At 43.8% G+C, this 18,195-nt stretch carries 17 protein-coding genes; 5 read left to right on the top strand and 12 right to left on the bottom strand.

Translation table 11 applies throughout. The features are described from left to right. Positions 1–204 precede the first annotated feature (204 nt). The 7 genes from AB4583_RS14060 to AB4583_RS14030 all read right to left on the bottom strand — a co-directional run bounded on the left by AB4583_RS14060 (position 205) and on the right by AB4583_RS14030 (position 8,027). Positions 205–1,437, bottom strand: coding sequence for a glycine betaine/L-proline ABC transporter ATP-binding protein (locus AB4583_RS14060; RefSeq protein ID WP_372117847.1), 1,233 nt, complete (start codon positions 1,435–1,437; stop codon positions 205–207). Continuing rightward, positions 1,430–2,329: an ABC transporter permease gene (locus AB4583_RS14055; RefSeq protein WP_372117845.1), complete on the bottom strand. Its 900-nt coding sequence runs from the start codon at positions 2,327–2,329 to the stop codon at positions 1,430–1,432. The genes AB4583_RS14060 and AB4583_RS14055 overlap by 8 nt, the downstream gene beginning before the upstream one ends. A gap of 147 nt (positions 2,330–2,476) precedes the next feature. Beyond that, the gene (locus tag AB4583_RS14050; RefSeq protein ID WP_372051333.1) at positions 2,477–3,469 is read right to left on the bottom strand and encodes an ABC transporter substrate-binding protein; all 993 of its coding nucleotides are present in this window, start codon (positions 3,467–3,469) and stop codon (positions 2,477–2,479) included. Between the two features lie 544 nt (positions 3,470–4,013). Continuing rightward, positions 4,014–4,703, bottom strand: a complete 690-nt coding sequence (locus tag AB4583_RS14045) for a chromosome partitioning protein ParA (RefSeq protein ID WP_372117842.1) — start codon at positions 4,701–4,703, stop codon at positions 4,014–4,016. Then, positions 4,703–6,802 (bottom strand): SLBB domain-containing protein, encoded by a 2,100-nt coding sequence (locus tag AB4583_RS14040; RefSeq protein ID WP_017067079.1) that lies wholly within the window; start codon positions 6,800–6,802, stop codon positions 4,703–4,705. The genes AB4583_RS14045 and AB4583_RS14040 overlap by 1 nt, the downstream gene beginning before the upstream one ends. After that, a complete protein-coding gene (locus tag AB4583_RS14035) occupies positions 6,799–7,635 on the bottom strand; it encodes an OmpA family protein (protein ID WP_372117838.1) in 837 nt (278 codons plus the stop codon). The genes AB4583_RS14040 and AB4583_RS14035 overlap by 4 nt, the downstream gene beginning before the upstream one ends. 62 nt (positions 7,636–7,697) lie before the next feature. Next, a complete protein-coding gene (locus tag AB4583_RS14030) occupies positions 7,698–8,027 on the bottom strand; it encodes an STAS domain-containing protein (RefSeq protein ID WP_017059596.1) in 330 nt (109 codons plus the stop codon). 311 nt (positions 8,028–8,338) lie between these two features. On the opposite strand from AB4583_RS14030, the gene AB4583_RS14025 reads away from it, so the two are divergent. Continuing rightward, entirely contained in the window at positions 8,339–9,181 is an 843-nt protein-coding gene (locus tag AB4583_RS14025; RefSeq protein ID WP_372117850.1) for a DNA ligase, read from the top strand. A 101-nt stretch (positions 9,182–9,282) separates the two neighbouring features. Here the strand turns inward: AB4583_RS14025 and AB4583_RS14020 are convergent, their stop codons facing one another. Next, entirely contained in the window at positions 9,283–10,653 is a 1,371-nt protein-coding gene (locus AB4583_RS14020; RefSeq protein ID WP_372117835.1) for an MATE family efflux transporter, read from the bottom strand. Between the two features lie 161 nt (positions 10,654–10,814). Between AB4583_RS14020 and AB4583_RS14015 the strand changes: the two genes are divergently transcribed. Continuing rightward, positions 10,815–11,423 carry a riboflavin synthase subunit alpha gene (locus AB4583_RS14015; RefSeq protein ID WP_372117832.1) on the top strand — a complete coding sequence of 203 codons (609 nt, stop codon included), beginning with the start codon at positions 10,815–10,817 and terminating at the stop codon, positions 11,421–11,423. Positions 11,424–11,531: 108 nt separating this feature from the next. Here the strand turns inward: AB4583_RS14015 and AB4583_RS14010 are convergent, their stop codons facing one another. After that, positions 11,532–11,735, bottom strand: a complete 204-nt coding sequence (locus tag AB4583_RS14010) for a CPXCG motif-containing cysteine-rich protein (protein WP_004733789.1) — start codon at positions 11,733–11,735, stop codon at positions 11,532–11,534. Between the two features lie 63 nt (positions 11,736–11,798). Further along, entirely contained in the window at positions 11,799–12,665 is an 867-nt protein-coding gene (locus AB4583_RS14005) for a fructosamine kinase family protein (RefSeq protein WP_372117829.1), read from the bottom strand. 585 nt (positions 12,666–13,250) lie between these two features. Here AB4583_RS14005 and AB4583_RS14000 point away from each other — a divergent pair. Beyond that, on the top strand, positions 13,251–13,595 hold the full coding sequence (locus tag AB4583_RS14000) for a DUF3802 family protein (RefSeq protein ID WP_010440912.1): 345 nt from the start codon (positions 13,251–13,253) through the stop codon (positions 13,593–13,595). A 107-nt stretch (positions 13,596–13,702) separates the two neighbouring features. Here AB4583_RS14000 and AB4583_RS13995 read toward each other — a convergent pair whose 3' ends face one another. Next, positions 13,703–14,188 carry a C40 family peptidase gene (locus AB4583_RS13995; protein ID WP_017083653.1) on the bottom strand — a complete coding sequence of 162 codons (486 nt, stop codon included), beginning with the start codon at positions 14,186–14,188 and terminating at the stop codon, positions 13,703–13,705. 104 nt (positions 14,189–14,292) lie between these two features. Between AB4583_RS13995 and AB4583_RS13990 the strand changes: the two genes are divergently transcribed. Beyond that, positions 14,293–16,338: a methyl-accepting chemotaxis protein gene (locus AB4583_RS13990; RefSeq protein ID WP_372117826.1), complete on the top strand. Its 2,046-nt coding sequence runs from the start codon at positions 14,293–14,295 to the stop codon at positions 16,336–16,338. Positions 16,339–16,453: 115 nt separating this feature from the next. On the opposite strand, the gene AB4583_RS13985 is transcribed toward AB4583_RS13990, so the two are convergent. Next, complete coding sequence (locus AB4583_RS13985; RefSeq protein ID WP_372051340.1) at positions 16,454–17,263, bottom strand: sterol desaturase family protein; 810 nt, start codon at positions 17,261–17,263, stop codon at positions 16,454–16,456. A gap of 68 nt (positions 17,264–17,331) precedes the next feature. Here AB4583_RS13985 and AB4583_RS13980 point away from each other — a divergent pair, with 68 nt between their 5' ends. After that, positions 17,332–18,078, top strand: a complete 747-nt coding sequence (locus AB4583_RS13980) for a tRNA-uridine aminocarboxypropyltransferase (RefSeq protein ID WP_372117823.1) — start codon at positions 17,332–17,334, stop codon at positions 18,076–18,078. Positions 18,079–18,195 lie beyond the last annotated feature (117 nt).

Below are 18,195 nucleotides of genomic sequence, written 5' to 3'. Positions count from 1 at the left end.
GTGTTCATGGCACGCTTACCCTATAAAGCCTAAGGTGCGGGTAGATCTCAGAAGAAAACGAGCCCGATACAAATAAAAAAGACCACTGCAGTGAATTAACAACAGTGGTCTTAGAGCGGGGTAAGCAGTTTGGGCTAATCTAAATAGCGATAACGCAAATAGCGATAATTTAAACAGCCGAGCTTTAAATCACGAAAAGTAGGACTACGAAGCTTTATCAATCTTTGGCTTTGGGTCGGCTTCTACTTCTTCCTCGCTACTTTCTGAGAAGATATCAGCAACAGCGCTTCTCTCGAGTTCACCTATTAGATTACCGTCTTCATCAACAACTGGAAGAGAGTAGTCACAAGACATAGTGTCCGGTAGCACTTCTTCAATCACCGCATCTGGTAAGATGGCAGGGACTTCTTCGTATATCTCATCACTAAAATCATGCACCGATGAATCTTCAACGGCGTCTTGTAGGCTCTCTTGTGTGACTAGGCCTTGATAGCCGTCATCCGTTACGTGATAAGCGTAATCGTTTTTCAGCATCTTCATCTGTGCCAGAGCACCTTCAATCGTTTCTGATGTGATTCGATACAGAGGAGGCTGCATAACGGTTTCAACGATCAGTGCACGAGCACGGTTTACGTCTTTCACGAACGCTTCCACGTAATCATCGGCTGGATTTAGCAGAATCTCATGTGGTGTGCCTTGTTGTACTAACTCGCCGTCTTTCAAAATTGCGATTCTATCGCCTAGGCGGAGTGCTTCGTCCAGATCATGAGTGATGAAAACAATCGTCTTATGAAGCTTCTCTTGAAGTTCGATAAGCTGATCTTGCATTTCACTTCGAATCAAAGGGTCGAGTGCCGAAAAGGCTTCATCCATTAACAAGATTTCAGCGTTAGTACACAGAGCGCGCGAAAGCCCAACACGTTGTTGCTGACCACCTGAAAGTTGCGCTGGGTATTGCTTGCCGTAACCTTTTAAGCCCACCGTTTCTAACCATTCGTTGGCTTTCGCTAAACGGTCTTCTTTTTTGATGCCTTGTACTTCCAACCCGTACGCAACGTTTTCAACCACAGTGCGATGAGGCATTAAGCCAAAGCGTTGGAATACCATCGACATTTTATGACGACGGAACTCTTCTAGCTGTTTAGTGTTGAGGCTCATCACATCAATGCCTTCAACCATGATTTTACCTTGAGTCGGGTCAATCAAACGGTTGAAGTGGCGAATCAGCGTCGATTTACCCGAGCCAGAAAGCCCCATGATAACGAAGATTTCACCACGGTTAATCTCAAGGTTGATCTCTTTCAAACCAACGGTATGACCCGTATCCGCAAGAATCTGATCTTTGTGTTCGCCGTTTTGAACTCGGTTCATAACAGACATTGGTTTCGGTCCAAACACCTTGTACAGACCACTAATTTCAATCAATGGTTTAGTCATGCTTGAATCCTCCTAAATGCGCATTAGTTCTTCTTGCGTACGCTTGTGAAGCGCGGTCAAAAAGGATTGCGAGGGCAACGATGGCGAAACCATTCATCAAGCCTAATGTGAAGTACTGGTTAGTAATCGATTTGAGAACCGGTTGTCCTAGGCCTTTCACACCAATCATGGATGCGATAACAACCATAGACAGTGCCATCATGATGGTTTGGTTAATACCCGCCATGATCGTTGGCATTGCTAGAGGAAGTTGAACACCCCATAAGCGTTGCTTTTTGCTCGCACCGAAAGCGGTAGCGGCTTCAAGGACTTCTTTATCAACTAAGCGTATGCCTAGGTTAGTTAGACGAATTACAGGTGGAATCGCGTAGATAACCACGGCGATTAGCCCTGGAATCTTACCGATGCCCAGTAGCATTACCACTGGAATCAAATAAACGAACGCAGGCATGGTTTGCATGATATCGAGCATCGGCGTAACAATTGACTGAGCTCGATTTGAACGAGCCATCGCAATACCAATCGGAATGCCCAAGAATATTGAAACCAAGGTACATACAGTGATGATACTGAGCGTCCGCATGGTGTCTTCCCACATTCCAAAGTAACCAATGAGAAGTAGAGAAGCAACACAGCCTAGAGCCAGTTTCCAAGAACGGCTTGCTGCGTAGACAAGGCTGGTAAACACAGCTAGGACTATAATCCAAGGTGTTGAGATAAGGAGTTTTTCAAACCAAACGAGGAATGAAAGAAGAGGGTCAAAGAGAGATTCAATCATTTCGCCGTATTCACGGGAAAATTCACGGTATGCGCCATCTAGCGTCTTTTTTATGGTTCGTAAATCACCGCGTTCCATCTCTGGAAAGCTTGATAACCAATTGCTGTCAGCCATTTTATATCCTTATAGTTCGGAGCCACTTGTCCATGCGATAAGAAAATCGCTAATGAAAAGGGCTCCGAATCATGAATAACATCAAGTATAGCGACGTTATTTCTGTTTTATTGTTGAAGCGTAATTACTTGTTATTAAATCAAGCTCTTACAGCTCTGCTTCAACTTTCTTAGCCACTTCTTCAGAAACCCATGGGTGCCATACTTCTGGGAATTCACTTAAGAAATGCAGACTCGCTTCTTCGCCATCAGCTTGGTTGTCTTCCATCCAAGCAAGTAGCGAGTTCATTTTGTCGTTTGTGAAACCACGTTTAGTAAAGTAGTCGTACGCTTCAGGAGCACGTGACGCAAAACTTTCAGTGGTAATCGTGTGGACAGGTGAAGGCGGGTACATGGTTGCTTTTGGCGATTCACAATCTTCTTTGGTGGTACAGTTAAGGAACTCTTCCTCATTAACGCCACTGCCAAAGTCGACTTTAACCATGTCGTATTTACCTAGAACAGCGGTCGGTGCCCAGTAGTAACCAAACCAAGCTTCTTCACGTTCATAAGCTTTTGCGATAGAGCCAGATAAGCCGGCACTCGAGCCTGGATCAACAATCGTGAAACCGCTGTTTTCTAGCTCAAGAGCATTAAACAAGTTTCCGGCGCTGATCTGACAGTTCCAGCCTGCAGGGCAGCTGTAGAATGCAGATGTATCTGGGTCTTCAGGGTGTTTAAATAAGCTTGCGTTTTTGCGTACGCCTTCGATGGTTGCCATTTCAGGGTACTGTTTTACTAGGTAAGCTGGAACCCAAAAGCCTTCTTCGCCGCCGTTCACAAGTGCTTTACCTGCGTAGCGAAGACGTTTTTCTTCAACACCTTTATCTAATGCGTCTTTTAAACTGTTGCTCCAAAGTTCAGGTGCAACATCAGGCTGGCCTTTTTCGATCATAGACGTGCCTGTTGGCATAGTGTCGCCAGGGATAAGTTCAGCATCACACCCATAACCATGTTCAAGGATGAATTGGTCGATATTGGCGATCAGTGTTGCAGAGTTCCAGTTCATATCTGCGATTGTTACGCTGCCACATTCTCCAGCGTTAGCATTACCGCTGGCTGCTGCTGCTAACAAAAATACGGAGCTTAACTTGTATTTCATATTGAGTTTCCTTTCTCTTTAATAATACAACTAAGGTAACCAAGGTAAATTGATTATCTAAATTGCTCGATGGTGATCCTTTCCGTGTATTTGAACCATTTGAGCAGAAGGAGGGATGGGTGAAGTTTGAATAGATAAACGTGCAAAGTCAGTGAAGTGTGATTTGCCAATTCATCCACTGTGTTTCAACAGCCATCGGATAACTTTGTCAAACTATTACAAATTCGTCAAAAACCACCTCTATTTATAATCTTAGGGAATAATCGTACGAATTCCATCTTTGATGCAATTTACATGGCACTTTAACCGTCTGTGTCACATTAAGGTGTGGGGCTGTTTATTTTTGAAGGGATTTAAAGGTGGTAAGACCATGAATGACGTGTGTGAAATGCGTTGAATGGTTTTTAAAATCTTATTTTTAATAACAATTTCGCCAAAAACACCCAATTTGGTTTTGAATCATTCAGAGCAGTTGGAGCTTGAAGTCTAATACGATTGGCGGCTGTCATGGTTTTAATGACAGCCAGAAAGTAGCAAAAGAAAGTTACATAGGAAGGTTCAAAAACTCATTTTGATACAGCTTGTTTGCCAAGCTATCGCGAAGCTTAACGGGGATAAATTTCATTCGATTGATTTGTCTGACCAACTCTTGTGCAAAGCTAGGCTTTTGTTTCATGTTCATCACGCAGCCCATTAGATTGATACTTTGTGCATCAAGCAGCTTTTTCGCTTGTTCTAGGTGGTGACTCGACGTTTCTCCATAGGCGACAACAATTAGTGTAGTGCCACAAGCGCTCGCGACAGACTGCGCCGGAATATTGCCTTTGTTTATGTTGAGAAGCGGTGAGGTATCAATGATGACTCTGTCGTATTTCTCTAACCATTTGTTGACCACTTTTTGTAACGTTGTCGGATCTTTATAAGCCAATTGCGTTGAAGCAACTTGTGGAGCAGGGACACCGATAAACGTACGCTGAGATTCAACATGTTCTATCAGTTGACCTTGCTGATTATCTTCTAGCATATTCAAATCTTTGAAAGCAGGGTTGAATAAGTTGAGATCAACATAAAGCGTTGAATGACCCGCAAGAAGAAAACGCTCGGCTAATGCGGTTGCAATAGATGTTACGCCGTCACCTGAATGGCAGGCGGTGACGCATATTGATTTTTGGCCGTTAAGTTCAGAAGCTAAATACAGTTGCTCGACTTCGGCATGGGTCGCTGAAATAGTCATTATAAAGCTCCTATTAATACGATGGTCGTGGTGATACGCAGTATGTCATCAAGTCCGACTCGTGCTTTCTCAATAAAACTTTCGCGACGGTCTGGAATGTAAATCGTGTCACCGGCGCGCAGCACCGGCAGGTTGTAAATGTTCGCCGTTTTGCTGAATTCAACAAGGTCAAAAGTACGAGCCTGACCTTGGCAACAAGACATATTGACGATGGTAATTTTCTCTACGTAAGCATTGTCGGTAGGGCCTGCAGCTTCTGCCAGAATATCTAGAATGGTCATGTTGTCGTTGAACACATAACGCCCCGGATTGTTAATCGCACCAAGCACACGAACGGTTTCTTCTTTCGGTGTATCTAACCAGTTTTTGCCTTTCTCTGGGATGTAAATCGTGTCGCCAGTGGTTACGTTTGGCAGTAACGATTCGTCACCGGTTTCGAAGTACAGTGATAAGTTAAGTTTGCTTACTTGCGAATAGGTTTTGTCACGATGCGTTACTCGAACATTGTGGATGTCGGCATCCTTTGTTGGGCCATCAGCCGCAGACAAGATATCAAGGAAGTGCATGTCTTTGGTGAAGCGGTAACGACCAGGCGCATTCACTTGTCCAAAGATGTAGATCGAAGCATCAGAGCTTTGACGAACCCATTGTGATTTATTGTCTGAAGGATCTTGTGGCAAGTCGTGAACGCGCACGATAGAACCCGCTCGAATTTGTGGCATTTGATCACGTGGCGCACCATTTCGAATAAAATCATCAAGGTTAAACACGACTAGCTTTCTACCCGTAACAACCTCGATTTTCGATGTGTCAGCGCGTAGCGTAGGGCCGCCGACGTGTGCCAATAGCCCCATGAAGTTCATTTCATCTGACCATTCAATACGACCAGGTCGATTGACCTCACCAATCACGTTAACTGCTCGGTCTGGCGTGATTTTCAACCAAGACTTCTCGTTCATGTCGGTTTTCTCGGGAACGAAAATCGCGTCACCCGCTTTGATGCTAGGAGGGTTGGAGTTAGGCAAGCCTTCAGTGTAAGCCGCTAAATCGAATTTAAGCACTCTACCATCTGCTTTGATGACACGGATTTGTCGTGACTCTGCAAATCGAGTTGGGCCGCCCGCATTAGCCAAGATATCCATAAAGGTCGCGTCTCTTTTGCCTTCAAAAGCACCAGGGGCTGCGACTTCGCCCATTACGTAAACCATGTTGGCGCCGGATTTGATCTCTTCTTCTTGCTTGGGAACGAAAATGGTCGCACCCGGGCGTAAAATTGGAAGCAGACTTTCGTCACCAGAATCTAAGTAACGTTTTAGGTTGAATAGCGTTGGGGTGTTGTTCGAAATCACTCGGATTTGCTCAACACTGGCATAACGAGTTACGCCGCCCGAACGCATAAGTACGTCGACAAGGTCGGTGTTCTCTTTGTAAGTGAACGAACCCGGCGCGTTCACCTCACCAAACACTTTGATGGAGTTACGAGAATCAGCACTGTCACCTGAGTTAGCAAGCTTTGCTGCGTCAAACTCTTGCTCGATGTTACCGACTAATGGAGAAGCTGGAACGAATAGTGAATCCAGTGATTGAAGAGTAGGTAATGCTGACTCGTCTCCTGAATCAAGGAATCGTTTGTAGTTAAACTCTTTCTTATCTGCGCCTCGCTTAAGAATCAGCTTATCCAGTTGCGCGCCCGGGCGTAAACCACCCGCAGCGTAAAGTGCCATTTGGATGCTAGAACCTAATGAGAGCGTGTATTCGCCAGGCTGTTCTACATAACCTTGCACGTAGATGATGATTTGCTGCTCTTTTACATACACTGAAGCGTTCGAAAGATCTTTGTAAGCGGTTGCCAGCGACTCTAGAACGACTTTGTTAAGCTGTTCGCTGTCGTAACCCGCAACAAACACAGCGCCTACTTCTGGAAGAGTAATACGGCCACGCTTATCCACTTGGAACCCCGTGTTTAAGGTACTTTCACCGGGTACGTTAACTTGGATTAGATCACCGACTTGAACCGCGTCTGAAAACTCATCGTTAGCATTGACGACATTCGCAAAGCATAACGATAGGGTGATGATAAAAGCGATCAAGGATTTCATAATCCACCTCCCATTTTCTCGGCATTCTTAGGCGAGACAATTTCAATACTTACTCGGCGGTTCGTTAAACGCGTGCCGTCGGATTCACCTTCAAAAAGAGGGACGGTTTCGCCAACAGATACGGCTTTGATTCGTTGAGCGCCTAGTCCAAAAATAGTCAGGTAGCGTTCGACTTGTTTCGCTCGTCCAAGTGCTAACTTGTCGTTGTATTCTTCGGCACCCGTTGCATCAGCATGGCCGGTAACAACAAGGTCTAGGGATTTGTGTTCTTTAAGTAAAGTGGTCGCCTCGGCCAGTCTTCCCATATACTTAGGATTTACTTCAGTCGAGTTTTCCGCAAATTGGTTGTCAACATTAAGTAGGTCATACAACTGTTCAATAACCGACAGTTGCATTCTAAATTGATTTTCATTTTGTGGTGGCTCACAGCGGGCTTGTGAAGTTACGTAATCCAGTTGGACCTCAAGTTCATTTAGGCGTTTTCTTTGGATTACTAAGTCGTTGGCTGCATCCAGTAGTAGACCACCTTGAAGTTCGCGAGCAATACGATTTTGCTTTTCGATTGCTTGAACAACAGCAGCGGGGAAACACCAACGAGCACCTTCTTGAATCAAAGCATCAAGGTGCAATTTAGCGAGCTGCCAATCAAAGCGTAATCCATGTTCCGGACCAAGAGGCTCGTCTGGCATGACAGGAGAGAAGTCTGAGTTTTGATAGTTAATAGAATCGTAACTTTCAGCCAAACCCCCTGTGCCTTGTTCAGGATAGCTAGTGCAGCCACCCAGAACGAGAGCGGACAGAGAAAGGGCTATGTAGTTTTTCAGTATTTTCATGCCAACGTCCTATGTTTCTAATTTTTCTTATTATTTTTTGTTACTTCTAGCTTAGTGGGTCTTCATGAATTTGCAGGATTTTTTGAATTTACTGGGATAGCGTGGCCAATACGTAGTAGGTTCATAATTTCAAGAGGCTGACCAGTCACATTTTCAAGTCGCATGTTGCGTTCGCGCTCAGTCAGACGTTTGAACATATAAACAATCGCGCCAACACCAGATGAATCTAAAAACTCCACCTGGCTAAAATCAACTTCGATTTCAGGGTGACCATCGTTAGAAATCACATCATCGATGTCGGTTTGTGCATCACGACTGCCTGCTGCATCCAGATCACCGAAAATAGAAAGTGTCAGTGTCGTTGTGTTTAAATCAGTCTTACGTAGTTCCATAGCGATATCTCCTTTTAAGTATGTATGGACAACTGCACTGAATGTGCCAACTTTTATATTGTTATTTTTCAATAATTTATGTTTAGTACGAATTCCTATCTCAAATTGAGAAAAGACGTTTCTCAATATGAGAACTAAAAACGGCGGAATATATGAGAGTTATAGATCATTAATTTAATGAATAAATGAAAAGGTTAGATAAGGTTGATGAGTGGATCGCATCTTCTAGCAAAGGTTGTCTACCTACGTGTCAGAACGCTTAGGATTAAAGGCGTTTGTTGACTACTACAGATATCAATACGGAGCAGATGATGAGATTAACTAAATTGGCGATAGCAACTCTATGGGCGTGTTCGCTTTCTTCTCATTCATCCTATTTACCTCCCGACCATTTGGTACTGGCCAATACATACCAACAAGGCATTGATGTTTCTGAATACTGGAAGAGTGAAAAGCTTGATGGGATTCGGGCTCTTTGGGACGGACAACATCTTTATACACGCAATGGTAATCGCATTTACTCACCCAAGTGGTTTACTGAAAACTTGCCTAAGGTCCATCTCGAAGGAGAGTTGTGGGCAGGAAGGGGCAAGTTCCACCTTGTTCAATCTACCGTTCTCGATCATACGCCGAGTGACACAGCATGGCGCCAAATCGATTTCATGCTGTTTGATATGCCAGGCGCTGCGGGAGATTATCAAAAGCGCTATTACAACATTTTGCATTGGGTAAGCGTGATTGGAGAATCTCATGTCAGCTACATAGAACATGTACCAATTCACAGTGAAGAGGCTTTGTTTCATCAACTTGATAATGTCGATGAGCGTAATGGCGAAGGTTTGATGCTTAGAAAAATCACCAGTCGTTATCAAGCAGGCCGAAGTAATGATTTGTTAAAACTGAAAAGGCATCATGATGCCGAAGCCACAGTTATTGGCTACAAGGGTGGGACAGGGAAGTATAAAGGGATGATGGGTTCAATCTTGGTTCACACAGAAGAGGGTGTGGAATTTTATATAGGCAGCGGGTTCAGTGACCAAATGAGACTCGCACCGCCAGAGATCGGCAGCCGTATTACCTTTCGTTACAATGGTTTTACTGAAAACGGAAAACCCAAGTTTGCGCGCTTTGTTCGAGAGAAGAGTGAATATTAAGGCAGATACGATCTACCTGACCATTAAACGAAAAAGAGCCCTGAAAATCAGAGCTCTTTTTTTTATTCGAAATCAGATAGACCGACTTAGCGAGTACGAATCTAGCGAGAACTAAATTCTAACTGAACGTCATCGTCCTGCTTGTGCATCCAGTGTAGACGCATACCCAGCATAATCGCGGCTGACGTTAGACCGACGATGAAACCAATCCAGAAGCCGTGCGCACCCATAGGGTCAACAATCCAATCTTTCATACCCAAGATGTAACCGATAGGAAGACCAAGCAACCAGTAAGCCACAAAGGTGATGTTGAAGATTGAACGCATGTCTTTGTAGCCACGCAGAGCACCCGCAGCGATAACTTGGATGGCGTCAGTACATTGATAAACCGCCGCGAACAACAGCAACTGCATTGCAACCATAATTACTGCCGTGTTCTCTGTGTAAAGTAATGCAACCTGTTCTCTGAACAGGACAGTTAACGCCGCTGTCATAAGGGCTGTCACTAAACCAACAATGATACCCACGTGTGTCGCGATCTTCGCACCTTCGGTGTTGTTTTCGCCCAACTTATGGCCAACACGAATACTCACGGCTGCACCGATACTCATTGGAATCATGAAGACCAGCGAAGAGAAGTTGATCGCGACTTGGTGCGCGGCAACAATCAATGAACCCAATGGTGCAACTAACAGAGAAACCACCGCAAACAGAGTTACCTCGAAGAAGATAGCGGCCGCCACAGGGAAACCAAGTCTAAATAGACGAATTTGAGCTTTAAGTTGCGGTTTATGGAACGTACCGAAGATGTTGATTTTCGCCAAACGCTTTGATGTTAAAACGTAAGCGAACAGCAGTGCAAACATCGCCCAATATACGATAGCCGTTGCAACGCCACAGCCAACACCACCCAGAGCAGGAGCACCAAGTTTTCCGTATACGAACATCCAGTTCAGCGGGATGTTTAATAGCAAGCCAATAAAACCAATCACCATCGCAGGCTTGGTTAAAGACATACCATCGGTAAAGCTTCGCAATGTTTGGAACAACAAAAACGCAGGTACAGCAAACATCACCGCATTCATATAGCCGATGGTCTTTTCCGCCATGAGTTGTTCAATGTCCATCCACTCCAATATCAATTGTGTTTGAAAAAGCACACCAATGATTGGAAGGGAGATGACGAGCGCTAAAAATGCGCCTTGTTGAATTTCGAATGGAATTTTTACTTGTCGACCAGAACCATTCAGTTGTGCAACGACAGGAACCAACGCCATCAATAGACCAACACCAAATAGGATTGATGGTAGCCAGATACTTGCTGCAATCGAAACCGCCGCCATATCGATAGCACTTACGCCACCGGCCATTACGGTATCAACAAAACCCATTCCAGTTTGTGCAACGGATGCGATCAATACTGGGGTCGCAAGTTTGATTAGATTCGAGGATTCTTCTTTGTAACGATGCACAAACAACTCCAAATAAGAGGGAAAATTAGAATAATAGTGTAGGAAAGGACATTCTGAAGGAATCAGAGACAATGATCTTAAGCTTCCACTGGACGAATCATAAAGAAATGTCACAATAACTGCTATGAAAAACTGTTATTAGAATGCTAAATAGGAATCTTATGTTTACAGGTATCGTTCAAGGCATGGCAACACTGGTTGCTATCAACAAAAAAGAGTCGTTTCAAACTCATACCATTGAGCTAAGCGATGAAATGGTTGAAGGATTAGCCATTGGTGCTTCAGTAGCTCATAACGGTTGTTGCTTAACGGTAACGGAAATTTCAGGTAACCAGATTGCTTTTGATTTAATGCAAGCGACATTGCGATTGACGAACTTAGGCCAACTGAATGTTGGTGACAAAGTGAATGTTGAGCGTGCAGCAAAGTTTGGTGACGAAATTGGCGGGCATAGCATGTCTGGCCACATTACTCTGATGGCTAACCTAGTCGATGTGATTAAAACAGAAAACAACCGTACACTTTGGTTCGAACTACCAGAAGAATCGATGAAGTACGTATTGAGTAAGGGTTACATTGGTGTTGATGGTTGTTCATTGACGATTGGTGAAGTGGAAGAGAACCGTTTCTCTGTTCACCTGATCCCAGAAACTCTGAATCGTACTCTGTTTGGCGGCCGTGAAGTAGGCGACCAATTGAACATTGAGTTCGATCCACAAACGCAGGCAATTGTTGATACTGTCGAGCGTGTATTAGCGAACCAGAAATAGCCACTAAGCGCATTGAATCGGTGGCAATAAAATCACACCGATGACCAAATTAAAAAAGAGCACGTGAGGTGCTCTTTTTTGATCATGGTTTAAACGAGAAACTGATTGTCAGAATACTTGTTCATCATCGGCATCAATCGAAAGGTTGATTCTGTCTCTTACTTCGTCAACCTGCATATCCAAATGAATGGCATTGCAACATGCTGGGCAATCGTCATAAAAATCTTGGCTCCCATTAGAAGCATCAAGCGTTATGCTGATGGCATGCCCACAGTGGGGGCAGGAGACATGTTTCTCTGTGTATTTATGCATGGCAAATTCTCCTCACTGTAACTGATACCAATCGTATTCGGTTATAAACAGCTGTAATTGGTATTAAACGGCCTGTATCTTCTGAATGCATGCTTCAGTGTGTGCTAAATATTCGCCGCCAAATTGATTGCAGTGGTTAAGAAGATGGTACAAGTTGTAAATGTCTTTCCGATCAGTATAGCCAACGTCGAGTGGATTGACGCTCTGGTAACCTTCATAAAACTCTTTAGGGAAACCTTCAAACAATTCAGTTAACGCCAAATCACACTCATGGTCCCCCCAGTAACAAGCAGGGTCGTAGCAAATTGGGCCAAACGCAGAGTTAGCAACATTGCCATTCCAAAGATCCCCATGAAGCAAAGAAGGGCGAGGGTTGTGGCCAGCAAGACGCATATTCACCACATCAACGATGTCATCGATATCACCAAACTCGATGCCTTTCTCTTTGAGCAGTTGCAGTTGGAAACCAATGCGTTGCTCAGAGAAAAAGCGACCCCATTTCTTATGCCAAGGGTTGGGTTGAAGTGTGCTGCCGATAAAGTTGTCTTGGTCGCAACCAAACTCTTTTTGCTCGCCCCATTGATGAAGCCGCGCAAGCTGAACGCCGAAATCGAAGCTATTGTTGCCCGTCTCGAGCGGTTTGGTCGGCAAGTAATTCAGAATAATGAACGAGCACTCTTTGGTTTTGCCAATAAGCACCAACTCAGGAACGTAAACAGTGGAGGTTTCTCTTAACAAGCGTAAGTTCTCAGCTTCAATTTCAAACTTAGGTAAAAATTCTCGCTGATTCACTTTCACAAAGTAACGCTCATTACCATCGCTGATCATATAGCAATCGTTAATGTCGCCACCAGAAACCTTGGTACGTTCAGTAATCTGAAAGTTAAATAGAAGAGTATCTGAAAGTTGTTGAGAAATGGCCTGCCACATAGGAAATCCTCAAAGACTGAAAGTTAAAAAGATTGAAGGTTAGAAATACTGTTTGTTTAATAGCAATAGTTTAGGATAAATCTGAACAATTTATAGACGCACTCGTCAATGTTCTTAGCTCTTCTTCATCTTACGTAGAATCAATTGGCCGAATTGTGAACTCGAACTGATTCAAGCTCTTTGAAATACAAACATAAATTGAAAACCTGACGTGATGAAATAGTTTGGAACTGGTCTCACAATCGAAACGGTTTTGAACGCCACAAACTGGAAAAGAGGTTTGAGCTTGTTATTGTCTAGCGACTAAATCAAATGAGCTTTTAGAGTAAGTTGAAAGGGCTATTGTTAACTGGCGCAATACTTTGCTTCAAAGTTTGTCTTACACTTCTTTAGCGTGAATTTACTTATGTCTTAAGTAGGCAGGTATACCACATAAAGCTATATCGATTTAATTTTAAGCTGAAATACTAACTAGGATCATTTAAATGTGGTTTTGGGCAATAAAGTGATGACAAATAGCTTCATTTACATAGTATTAGGCAAGTACGTATTAATCTGCTCTAGAGCTTAAAACGGAGAATTATTGTGGTTGTAGAAACCGATGGCTATTTGGCTTTAATCGAGCACCTATCATTCAACCTTGATGTGTTTACCAATAGTAATGGTGATACTGGAAACGAAAGTGTCGAAGACATTGTTACCGACATGATTTCAACAAACATCATGGCTATTTTCGAGCAAAACCCAGAGTTGCATTCGAGCGTTCGTTTTCAACTTTTGAAAGAAGCAGATGCCGTAGTAGCGGATCTTGGTGAAGTATTAGCGGGTGTGTGGGCTAAGAAAGCGACTAACGAACAAATTGTATTCCTCGATGAGTACATCGCGTTAGTGAAGAACCTGTTTGATACTGCTGTTGCTAAATACGATTAACGGTTTGTTTGCTCATTTATCGTCGTAATTAATCAGCATAATAACAACGGGCGTTTAAGTCGTATCTTTCTAGAGTTACCTCGCTCAGCGGTTTATCTTACGAACCGCTATAAACGCCTAAAGTGCCAAAACTTAGAAGCCCAATAAGGGTTATCCAACCTCGATATGATGACACCTTTCGATGTCGAAGCATGTAGGAATTGATTATTTCCTAAATACACACCTACGTGTCTTACCGTCATCGATGTTTTGAAAAATACCAAATCACCGCTTGTTGCTTGCCCATACGCTATTTCTTTTCCCTTTTTGCTCTGATCTTTTGTGGTTCTCGGTAGGGCTTGTTGTGTCGCATTTTGCACGGCAATTTGAACAAAAGCGGAGCAATCTACGCCTCGAAATGATGTCCCACCGAAATGGTATGGCACACCTTTCCACTGTTCATACACACTCATATAAGCGTTTGTAGTCAATTGTTCTGACTTTGATAAGGGTTTCTGTGCGGTTTGACTAAGCTGAGAAGGCGATGGTGACGAGCTACAAGCAGCCAATGTTGCTAAAGTTATTGTAACTACAGCCATTTTTCTGAATTTCATATGTAACTCTTCTGACAAAAAACTGAAATAAAAACGTCATCAAGGACTTCTAGTATACGAACTAACTTAAGGATATCTCTTTTCGTAGTCAAACTGGATTTCACATGCCCGACACAAATTTATCAATAAAACCCTCACGTTATACATTCTCGCTCATTCAAACCGTCACTGCTGTATTTATTTCCATTCTTTTACTCGTTAGTTTTTTATCAATGGTTAGCATTCGGGGAGTTGAACGAGTCGGAGGACATTTTGACGCACTTTCAGAACAAGCTTTACCCCTTGCGTTACACAATGCCGAATTAACGCAAAGCGTATTAGAGCAAGTAAAACTTCTCACCTATAGCACCCAGTCAACCGACTTAGATGCGCTGAATTCGACAAGGGTTTCAATTGACCAACTCGCAACAGAGAGTAATACCACGCTTGAGGAACTCCTTTTTATCTCCCAATCTTTTCCTGATGCGATCTCTTTAGAGCAGCAACAAAACCTTATTGATGATATGGCGCAACTGCAAACCATGACTAATACGGTATTGCTGGCACAGATTGAGATTCAAAGTAAGCAAAACCTAATCGACAGTAAAATGGGCGAGTTTCGTTATGGTGTTGGCTCGATCGGACCTGAAATGAACCGAATCAGCTCATTCTTGGTTGAAGACAACCCAGAAGCGAGCGATGCAGCGAACCGATTTACATCCAGTGCGTCTGCTATGGCGAACACCTTCTTGATGTTGATGATGCAATCTGACATTGATAAAGCACAAGACGAATACCGTCAATTGAGAAACCGAATCGCAGGCCTTAACTTGGCTTACAGCGATTTTGCCGATTGGCATCCAGACATCGTTGAGTTCGCGAGCTTGACGGCGCCTTACGAGATGGTGAAAGAAGGCTTTACCGAAGAAGGCGTGATCAAACAGATCCTCTTGAAACTCGAACTGGTTCAGCAGCAAGAGCAAAACTTAACGCAAGTCATTAACTTAGCGAACACCGTCATTAGCACATTGAATCAGCTGTCTTCCACCGCTTCCCACCTGATTGATGAAAGTGAACTGGTTGTAAATCAAACCATTACCAATATTGATCGTGTGTTGTTTATCAGCGGGCTAGTGATTGCCGTAATCATTGTGATTTCATGGTTCGTGTTACGCCGTTGGATGAATAAAGGGCTTAAAAACATAACTCAACAGTTGAGTTCACTGGCAGATCATGACTTCTCTAAACAGAGTGAATTACTGGGGCCGCTAGAGCTGCAAGTTATTACTTCAAAACTCAATACGGTCGTTGATTCAACCGCAGATTCGGTTCGTTTAGTAACGCGCAACTGTGAGACGCTTTATCAAACGGCAGAAGTAAGCCACGACGCTGCAGAGCAAACCAATTCGAGCTTGAACGAGCAGAACGAATCACTTCAGAATATGATCACCACCATTACGGAGCTGGAAGCATCGATTGGTGAGATTGCTCGTATCTCTAACGCATCGAACGACGATGCTCAAATAGCAGAAGATGAGTCAGTGAATGGCAGCCAAGTTGTTGGCCTTAACCAACAACGATTACAAGCGCTTGAGCACTCTCTTAGCATGAGTGAAGAGTCGATGGCTGACTTGGATGGTCGAGTGAAACAGATTCGTGAAATGGTCGACATGATCAGTGGTATCGCTGAAAACACCAACTTATTGGCACTGAACGCTGCGATAGAAGCGGCGCGAGCAGGTGAACAAGGTCGAGGTTTTGCGGTAGTTGCAGACGAAGTGCGTAAATTGGCGAGCGGCACATCCCAGCAAACCACCAATATTCGTAGCATGATGAACGAACTAGTAGCGGCAGCAGATCGCTCACGTGCTTCTGTAACGGAATCGAGAAGCGAGATGGCCAATGCACTGCAAACCAGTGGTGATGTAAGACAAGCCTTCGAGAAAATAGAATTTGCAGTAAGCCAGATCAAAGGGCGTGTTGAGCAAATCATGGTGGCTACCGAACAACAAGCACGTGCGACTGTCGATGTAACGCATTCTATCACTCGCGTGTCTGAGCAGGGCGAAAATACTAAGCTGCAACTTGAATCTATGATCGAGAGTTCAGAGCAAGTCGGAGAGATAGCAGGGCACCAACAAGCCATGCTTCATAAGTACGTATTGAAGTAAGTGTGTCAACGTCGTCCGGAAGTGGGAATTGCCGCTGAAAGGTGAGAAGCTACGCATATAAAAATGGTGCAATCTCTTATGAGTTTGCGCCATTTTTTATTATTTTCTTGAGGCGTTAGGTCTTGTCTTTCGAATGAGGGAAGGAAGCGAATGGTTGGCGTAACATCAAGTCGAGCCTTTGTTCTTTTCCGTCTCGTATTTCTGGTACACCGATGCTTACCTTATCGTGACCAAGCTTGGGTTGAGCACGATACGTTTTAAACCAGATATCCCAAACTGATAAGAAGAACCCAAAGTTAGAGTGGGTCTCTTTGACGATCACTGAATGGTGCACTCGATGCATATCTGGCGTGACAATCACTTTACGAAGCTGCTTGTCGAACCATAAAGGTAAACGACCGTTGCTGTGATTGAACATAGCACTCACATTAAGCACAACCTCGAATATCACAACCGCTAGTGCGGGCACACCCAATACGAAAATCAACGCGACTTTAATTAACATAGATAAAATCATCTCGATGGGGTGGAAGCGGGTACCAGTTGTGACATCGATATCTAAATCGGCATGATGGACGCGATGAAGTTTCCACAGGACAGGGATACGGTGGAAGACTAAATGTTGAGTGTAAATGGCAAGATCTAATAACACGACACAAAGGAACACGGTGATTTCAAAGGGTAGGCGAATGTTATTGAACAGACCCCATTGATTTTGTTCCGCAATCAGTGCCGCTTGAAATGCCGCAACAGGTATTAATGTCGCCAATAAAACACTGTTAAGCGCCATTAATGAGAAGTTATTTCCCCAACGAAACCATTTATTTTGAGTCAACGTTTTTCTTGGCGTACGATATTCCCACAACGCACACAAAACAAAAGCGCTAATAAAGAAAACAAGGCGAAGCAGTGATGGGTCTTGCATGGGAATTCCTTCTATCATTCTAGGGACACTGTAAGTACAATCGTGCCACTTTTCTAGATTTATCGTTATTGTCCATGAGAATCCACGCTTTTCACCGTTTATATCAACACCGTTTGTCTCTTTCTACCAAGCCGTTTAACGCGCGCGGGTGTAAAGTGGTTCGATGTCAGTTCTGTAAAATCAAACAAGACAGCTGTATCTGTGAACATCAACCAGACGTAAATACGAACGTCGCGACCATGTTGATCTTATCGGACAACGAAATACTCAAACCAAGTAATACCGGCCGTTTAATCCTTGATACCGTTAAAGACAGCTATGCCTACCTTTGGCACCGCACTGAACCGAATCAAGAGATGCTTGATGTGCTGAAAGACGATAAATATCAGCCAGTCGTGGTCTTTCCTGAAGATTATACCGATGACAAATCGCGCGTGGTTGCTGACCTTGGTGAGATGCGAGATTCGAACAAGACGTTGTTGCTGATCTTTATTGATGGTAGTTGGCGTGAAGCACGACGTATTTTCCGTCGTTCAGAGTATCTGCAAGACTTACCGGTGTTGTCGATCGAACCAGAATCGGTTTCGCAATACATGATGCGTAAGTCAGACAACGAACAACATCTCTCGACTGCAGAAGTAGCGAGCTTGGTTTTGAAACAGGCTGGTGAAGAGCAGGGCGCAAAGACTTTACAGCTGTGGTTTGAGACATTTCGTGAAAGCTACATGCTAAGTAAGACGCGTTATAAGTCCGATCCAACCAAACCAAGCCTGAACGCTTTCATAGAGCACACTAAAAATGAGACGTCACTCTAACCTTTAACCGCTTTGTGCTGACTTGTTGTTCAAACAGATTCGAACACGAGATAAGTTTGTTATCCATCACGGTTTGTAGGGGGAGTGTTATGGATAATGCGTCCTAGATGTTTAATT

It is taken from the genome of Vibrio sp. 10N.222.49.C12 (genome assembly GCF_041475025.1).
GTDB classification, from domain to species: Bacteria; Pseudomonadota; Gammaproteobacteria; order Enterobacterales; family Vibrionaceae; genus Vibrio; species Vibrio crassostreae_C.
The sequence above is the reverse complement of the archived record's forward strand: the minus strand, read 5'-3'. Positions and strand labels throughout refer to the sequence as shown.

What these genes read in the sequence shown, in the direction of transcription:
- AB4583_RS13985 (WP_372051340.1), bottom strand. Translation starts at nt 17,263, where the DNA reads ATGCAAGACCCATCACTGCTTCGCCTTGTTTTCTTTATTAGCGCTTTT.
- AB4583_RS14015 (WP_372117832.1), top strand. Translation starts at nt 10,815, where the DNA reads ATGTTTACAGGTATCGTTCAAGGCATGGCAACACTGGTTGCTATCAAC.
- AB4583_RS14010 (WP_004733789.1), bottom strand. Translation starts at nt 11,735, where the DNA reads ATGCATAAATACACAGAGAAACATGTCTCCTGCCCCCACTGTGGGCAT.
- AB4583_RS14005 (WP_372117829.1), bottom strand. Translation starts at nt 12,665, where the DNA reads ATGTGGCAGGCCATTTCTCAACAACTTTCAGATACTCTTCTATTTAAC.
- AB4583_RS14025 (WP_372117850.1), top strand. Translation starts at nt 8,339, where the DNA reads ATGAGATTAACTAAATTGGCGATAGCAACTCTATGGGCGTGTTCGCTT.
- AB4583_RS13995 (WP_017083653.1), bottom strand. Translation starts at nt 14,188, where the DNA reads ATGAAATTCAGAAAAATGGCTGTAGTTACAATAACTTTAGCAACATTG.
- AB4583_RS14050 (WP_372051333.1), bottom strand. Translation starts at nt 3,469, where the DNA reads ATGAAATACAAGTTAAGCTCCGTATTTTTGTTAGCAGCAGCAGCCAGC.
- AB4583_RS14060 (WP_372117847.1), bottom strand. Translation starts at nt 1,437, where the DNA reads ATGACTAAACCATTGATTGAAATTAGTGGTCTGTACAAGGTGTTTGGA.
- AB4583_RS14055 (WP_372117845.1), bottom strand. Translation starts at nt 2,329, where the DNA reads ATGGCTGACAGCAATTGGTTATCAAGCTTTCCAGAGATGGAACGCGGT.
- AB4583_RS14045 (WP_372117842.1), bottom strand. Translation starts at nt 4,703, where the DNA reads ATGACTATTTCAGCGACCCATGCCGAAGTCGAGCAACTGTATTTAGCT.
- AB4583_RS14040 (WP_017067079.1), bottom strand. Translation starts at nt 6,802, where the DNA reads ATGAAATCCTTGATCGCTTTTATCATCACCCTATCGTTATGCTTTGCG.
- AB4583_RS14035 (WP_372117838.1), bottom strand. Translation starts at nt 7,635, where the DNA reads ATGAAAATACTGAAAAACTACATAGCCCTTTCTCTGTCCGCTCTCGTT.
- AB4583_RS13990 (WP_372117826.1), top strand. Translation starts at nt 14,293, where the DNA reads ATGCCCGACACAAATTTATCAATAAAACCCTCACGTTATACATTCTCG.
- AB4583_RS14030 (WP_017059596.1), bottom strand. Translation starts at nt 8,027, where the DNA reads ATGGAACTACGTAAGACTGATTTAAACACAACGACACTGACACTTTCT.